We start from the raw sequence: 5923 nt of genomic DNA, 5'->3' as shown, positions 1-5923 counted from the left end.
ACCGCTGTCCTCGTCAACGAACAGCCCCCTGCTCAAGACCCCCCTCCACGCACTTCACCTCGAACTCGGCGCCAAGATGGTGCCCTTCGCCGGCTACGAAATGCCGGTGAACTACCCCGGCGGCATCATCGCCGAGCACAAGCACTGCCGCAGCGCCGCCTCGCTGTTCGACGTCTCCCACATGGGCCAGGTCCGCCTGGTCGGCCCCGACGCCGCCAAGGCCCTCGAATCGCTGGTGCCCGTCGACATCGTCGACCTCGCCGTCGGCAAGCAGCGCTACGGCTTCTTCACCAACACCAGCGGCGGCATCCTCGACGACCTGATGATCACGCGCCGCGAGAACGACCTGCTCGTCATCGTCAACGCCGCCTGCAAGGACGCCGACATCAAGCACCTGGTGACCCACATCGCCCACAAGTGCACCGTGCAGCCGCTGCCCGAGCGCGCGCTGCTCGCGCTGCAGGGCCCGCAGGCCGTGAAGGCGCTGGCCCGCCTGAATGCCGATGCCGCCACCCTCACCTTCATGACCGGCCGCGCGCTGACGCTGGCCGGCGCCGACTGCTTCGTGACCCGCTCCGGCTACACCGGCGAAGACGGCTTCGAGATCTCGGTCGCCGCCGACCAGGCCGAATCGCTGGCCCGCGCGCTGCTCGCCCAGCCCGAGGTCAAGCCCTGCGGCCTCGGCGCGCGCGACACGCTGCGCCTGGAAGCCGGCCTGTGCCTGTACGGCCACGACATCGACGAGAAGACCACGCCGGTCGAGGCCGGCCTCACCTGGGCGATCCAGAAGGTGCGCCGCGCCGGTGGCGCGCGCGCCGGCGGCTACCCCGGTGCCAGCGTGATCGACGGGCAGTTCGCCCACGGCCCGACGAACAAGCGCGTCGGCCTGCTCGGCCTCGAGCGCGTGCCGGTGCGCGAAGGCGCCACCATCGTCGACGGCCAGGGCCACAAGCTCGGCCACGTGACCAGCGGCACGCTGTCGCCCAGCGTCAACCAGCCGATCGCGATGGCCTACCTCGCCGGCAACCACGCGCTGCCGCACCACGAGGTGTTCGCCGAGGTGCGCGGCAAGCGGCAGCCGATGCGCGTCGCGCCGATGCCGTTCTCGCCGCACCGGTACTTCCGTGGCTGATTTCCTTTCAACCCCTTTGACCTCGTTCCCAAGGAGACCCCGATGACGACCATGTACACCCCCGACCACGAGTGGATCAACATCGAAGACCACGAGGCCGCCACCGTCGGCATCACGCTCCACGCGCAGGATGCGCTGGGCGACGTGGTCTTCGTCGACCTGCCGGAAGTCGGCCGCACCTTCAAGAAGGGCGAGGTCGCCGGCGTCGTCGAATCGGTGAAGGCCGCCGCCGACCTGTACATGCCGGTGGCCGGCGAGATCGTCGAGGTCAACGAGGCGCTGCGCGCCGACCCGTCGCTCGCCAACAGCGATCCGCTGGGCAACGGCTGGTTCTTCAAGGTGCACGTCACCGACATGGGCGAGTTCGACCAGTTGATGGACCAACCCGCCTACGACGAGCTCGTCAAGAACGCCTGAGGCTTGCCGCGAGTCCCGGATTGACATCCGGGCTACGACCTTGCCGACCCTCTCTTCACACGGAACTGCCATGTTGATGTCCGCCGCCACRCCCCTGGGCGCCCTCGAGAACGCCACCGAATTCGTCGCCCGCCACATCGGGATCGAGGAGGCGGACGAACGGCACATGCTGTCTGCCATCGGCGCCGCATCGCGCCGCGCGCTGATCGACGCGATCGTGCCGCGCGCCATTGCCCGCCCGGTGCCGATGCAGCTGCCCGCCGCGCTGACCGAGGCGCAGGCGCTCGCCGAGCTGAAGGGCATCGCCGCGCGCAACCAGGTGCTGAAGAGCTTCATCGGCCAGGGCTACCACGGCACCCTGACGCCCGGCGTCATCCTGCGCAACATCCTCGAGAACCCGGCCTGGTACACCGCCTACACGCCCTACCAGGCCGAGATCTCGCAGGGCCGCATGGAGGCGCTCGTCAACTTCCAGACCATGGTCTGCGAGCTGACGGGGCTGGCGATCGCCGGCTCGTCGATGCTCGACGAAGCCACCGCCGCCGCCGAGGCGATGACGCTCGCGCTGCGCGTGGGCAAGAGCAAGAGCACCACCTTCTTCGTCGCCGACGACGTGCTGCCGCAGACGCTCGAGGTGGTGCGCACGCGCGCCGAGCCGCTCGGCCTCGCGGTCGTCACCGGCCCGGCCGCCGATGCGGCCAAGGACAAGCCCTTCGGCGCGCTGTTCCAGTACCCCGGCGTCAACGGCGTCGTGCAGGACCTGGCGCCGGTGATCGCCGCGGTGCATGCGGCCGGCGGCCTCGCGATCGTCGCCGCCGACCTGCTGGCGCTGACGCTGATCACGCCCCCTGGCGAGATGGGTGCCGACATCGCGGTCGGCAACACGCAGCGCTTCGGCATGCCGATGGGCAACGGCGGCCCGCACGCCGCCTACATGGCGACCAAGGACGAGTTCAAGCGCTCGATGCCCGGCCGGCTGGTCGGCGTCAGCGTCGACGTGCACGGCAACCCGGCCTACCGCCTCGCGCTGCAGACGCGCGAGCAGCACATCCGCCGCGAGAAGGCCACGTCGAACATCTGCACCGCGCAGGTGCTGCCGGCGGTGATCGCGAGCATGTACGCCGTGTACCACGGGCCGCAAGGCCTGAAACGCATCGCCGGCCGCGTCGCCAGCTACACCGCTGTGCTGGCGGCCGGCCTGAAGGAAGCCGGCTGCACGCTGGCGCACGAGAGCGCGTTCGACACGCTCGAGGTGCGGACCGGCGGCCGCACCGAGGCCGTGCTGCAGGCCGCGCGCGAATCGGGGTTCAACCTGCGCCGCGCCTCGGCCGCGAGCGTCGGCATCTCGCTGGACGAAACCACCACGCGCGGCGACATCGACGCGCTGCTGCGCATCGTGCCGTCCCGCCCGCTCGACAGCGCCGCGCTGTGGGCGCGCAGCGAGAAGGGCGTGGCCGCGCTGGTGCCGGCCGAGCTGGCGCGCCGCAGCGCCTTCCTGTCGCATCCGGTGTTCAACACGCACCACAGCGAGACCGAGATGCTGCGCTACATCCGCAGCCTGTCCGACAAGGATCTCGCGCTCGACCGCAGCATGATCCCGCTCGGCTCGTGCACGATGAAGCTGAACGCGACCAGCGAGATGATCCCGATCACCTGGCCGGAGTTCGCGAACGTGCACCCGTTCRCACCGCTTGACCAGCTGGCCGGCTACGCGCTGCTCGACCAGCAGCTGCGCGACTGGCTGTGCCAGGCCACCGGCTATGCCGGCATCAGCCTGCAGCCCAATGCCGGCTCGCAGGGCGAGTACGCCGGGCTGCTGGTGATCAAGGCCTTCCACAAGTCGCGTGGCGAGGGCCACCGCAACATCTGCCTGATCCCCGAATCGGCGCACGGCACCAACCCGGCCAGCGCGCAGATGGTGGGGCTGCAGGTGGTGGTCACGAAGTGCGATGCCGACGGCAACGTCGACCTCGCCGACCTGAAGGCCAAGTGCGAGCAGCACAGCGCGAACCTCGCCTGCGTGATGATCACCTACCCTTCCACCTACGGCGTGTTCGAGACGCGCGTGAAGGAGCTGTGCGCACTGGTGCACGAGCACGGCGGGCGGGTGTACGTGGACGGCGCCAACATGAACGCGCTGGTCGGCATCGCCGCGCCGGGTGAGTTCGGCGGCGATGTGAGCCACCTGAACCTGCACAAGACCTTCTGCATCCCGCACGGCGGCGGCGGGCCGGGCGTCGGCCCGGTGTGCGTGGCGGCCGACCTGGTGCCTTTCCTGCCGGCGCACCGCGCGGCGGGCATCGGCACCGACTCCCAGGTGGGCGCGGTCTCGGCCGCACCGTTGGGCAATGCGGCCGTGCTGCCGATCAGCTGGATGTACGTGCGCATGATGGGCTCGGAAGGCCTGCAGGCCGCGACCGAGACGGCGATCCTCAGCGCCAACTACGTGGCCGCACGCCTGGCCGACCACTACGACATCCATTACAGCGGCAACATCGCCGGCGTGAAGGGCGGCGGCGTGGCGCACGAGTGCATTCTCGACCTGCGCCCGCTGAAGGAGACCTCGGGCGTCAGCGCCGAGGATGTCGCGAAGCGCCTGATCGACTACGGCTTCCATGCGCCGACGCTGAGCTTCCCGGTGGCCGGCACGCTGATGGTGGAGCCGACCGAGAGCGAACCGCTGGTCGAGCTGGACCGCTTCTGCGACGCGATGATCGCGATCCGCGAGGAGATCCGCAAGGTCGAGCAGGGGCAGTGGCCGCAGGACGACAACCCGCTGAAGGCCGCGCCGCACACCACCGGCGCGCTGATGAAGGCGGAGTGGCCGCATGCGTATTCGCGCGAGGAAGCGGCCTTCCCGCTCAAGAGCCTGAAGAAGCAGAAGTACTGGTCGCCGGTGGGTCGCGTGGACAACGTCTACGGCGATCGCAACCTGTTCTGCAGCTGCCCCCCGCTGTCCGACTACAGCTGATCCCCCCACCTGAAAGCGCGCCATGGCCGTATCGGTCTTCGACCTGTTCAAGATCGGCATCGGCCCATCGAGCTCGCACACGGTGGGGCCGATGCGCGCAGCGCGGCTGTTCGCGCTGCGCCTGCAGCACGACGGCCTGCTGCCCCGTGAGGCACGCGTGCTGGCCGAGCTGTACGGCTCGCTCGGCGCGACCGGCAAGGGGCATGGCAGCGACAAGGCGGTGCTGCTCGGGCTCGCGGGGCACGAGCCGGACCGCGTCGATCCCGATGCGATCCCGGCCCACCTCGACGCCATTCGCAGCGGCAAGCAGCTGCAGCTGCTGGGCGAGCACGCGATCACGTTCAACGAGAAGACCGACCTGGTCTTCTTCCGCCGGCAGACGCTGCCCTTCCACGCCAACGGCATGCGCTTCGTCGCGTACGACACCGAGGGTGGCGAACTCGCGGCGCGCACCTACTACTCGGTGGGCGGCGGCTTTGTCGTCAGCGAAGAGCTGGCGGCCGACGGCAGCAAGCAGAAGGTGCTGGCGCCGGACACCACGGTGCTGCCGCTGCCCTTCCATTCGGGCGCCGACCTGCTGACGATCGCCGCGCGCGAGCGCTGCAGCATCGCGCAGATCATGCGGCGCAACGAACGGCACTGGCGCACCGACGACGAGATCGACGCCGGCCTGTTGCACATCTGGCAGGTGATGCAGGACTGCGTGGCGCGCGGCTCGCGCACCGACGGCGTGCTGCCCGGCGGCTTCAAGGTGCGGCGGCGCGCGGCCGACCTGCACCGGCAGCTGTCGTCGAACCCCGAGGCGGCGCTGCGCGACCCGCTGCAGGTGCTCGATTGGGTGAACCTGTACGCGCTCGCGGTGAATGAAGAGAACGCGGCCGGCGGGCGCGTCGTGACGGCGCCGACCAACGGTGCGGCCGGCATCGTGCCGGCGGTGCTGCACTACTACGCGCGCTTCGTCGCGGGGGCCACGCCGGCCGGCATCATCGACTTCCTGCTGACGGCGGCGGCGATCGGCATCCTCTACAAGGAGAACGCGTCGATCAGCGGCGCCGAGGTGGGCTGCCAGGGCGAGGTCGGCGTCGCGTGCTCGATGGCCGCTGGCGCGCTGTGCGCGGTGCTGGGCGGCACGCCGGAGCAGGTGGAGAACGCGGCCGAGATCGGCATGGAGCACCACCTGGGTCTCACTTGCGACCCGGTCGGCGGGCTGGTGCAGATCCCGTGCATCGAACGCAACGCGATCGCATCGGTGAAGGCGATCAACGCGGCGCGCATGGCGATGCGCGGCGACGGCACGCACCACGTGAGCCTCGACAAGGTCATCAAGACGATGCGCGACACCGGCGCGGACATGATGACGAAGTACAAGGAAACGGCGCGCGGCGGGTTGGCGGTGAACATCG

Annotated in this window: 4 protein-coding genes; all 4 read left to right on the top strand. The window is 70.0% G+C overall.

Going from position 1 to position 5923, the window contains the following annotated elements; genetic code table 11:
* Positions 1-4: 4 nt before the first annotated feature.
* Positions 5-1132: a glycine cleavage system aminomethyltransferase GcvT gene (gene gcvT / locus AC1D01_RS17615; RefSeq protein WP_477868477.1), complete on the top strand. Its 1128-nt coding sequence runs from the start codon at positions 5-7 to the stop codon at positions 1130-1132.
* 42 nt (positions 1133-1174) lie between these two features.
* Positions 1175-1549, top strand: coding sequence for a glycine cleavage system protein GcvH (gene gcvH, locus AC1D01_RS17610; RefSeq protein ID WP_477868475.1), 375 nt, complete (start codon positions 1175-1177; stop codon positions 1547-1549).
* A 70-nt stretch (positions 1550-1619) separates the two neighbouring features.
* Positions 1620-4520: an aminomethyl-transferring glycine dehydrogenase gene (gene gcvP, locus AC1D01_RS17605; protein ID WP_477868473.1), complete on the top strand. Its 2901-nt coding sequence runs from the start codon at positions 1620-1622 to the stop codon at positions 4518-4520.
* 22 nt (positions 4521-4542) lie between these two features.
* Positions 4543-5923 (top strand): L-serine ammonia-lyase (locus AC1D01_RS17600; protein WP_477868471.1); only part of this gene is annotated, 1381 nt, incomplete at its 3' end.

This window comes from Rhizobacter sp. P3_B12 (assembly GCF_056402895.1).
The sequence above is the reverse complement of the archived record's forward strand: the minus strand, read 5'-3'. Positions and strand labels throughout refer to the sequence as shown.

Coding starts and splice junctions, on each gene's coding strand:
- gcvH (WP_477868475.1), top strand. CDS start 1,175: ATGACGACCATGTACACCCCCGACCACGAGTGGATCAACATCGAAGAC.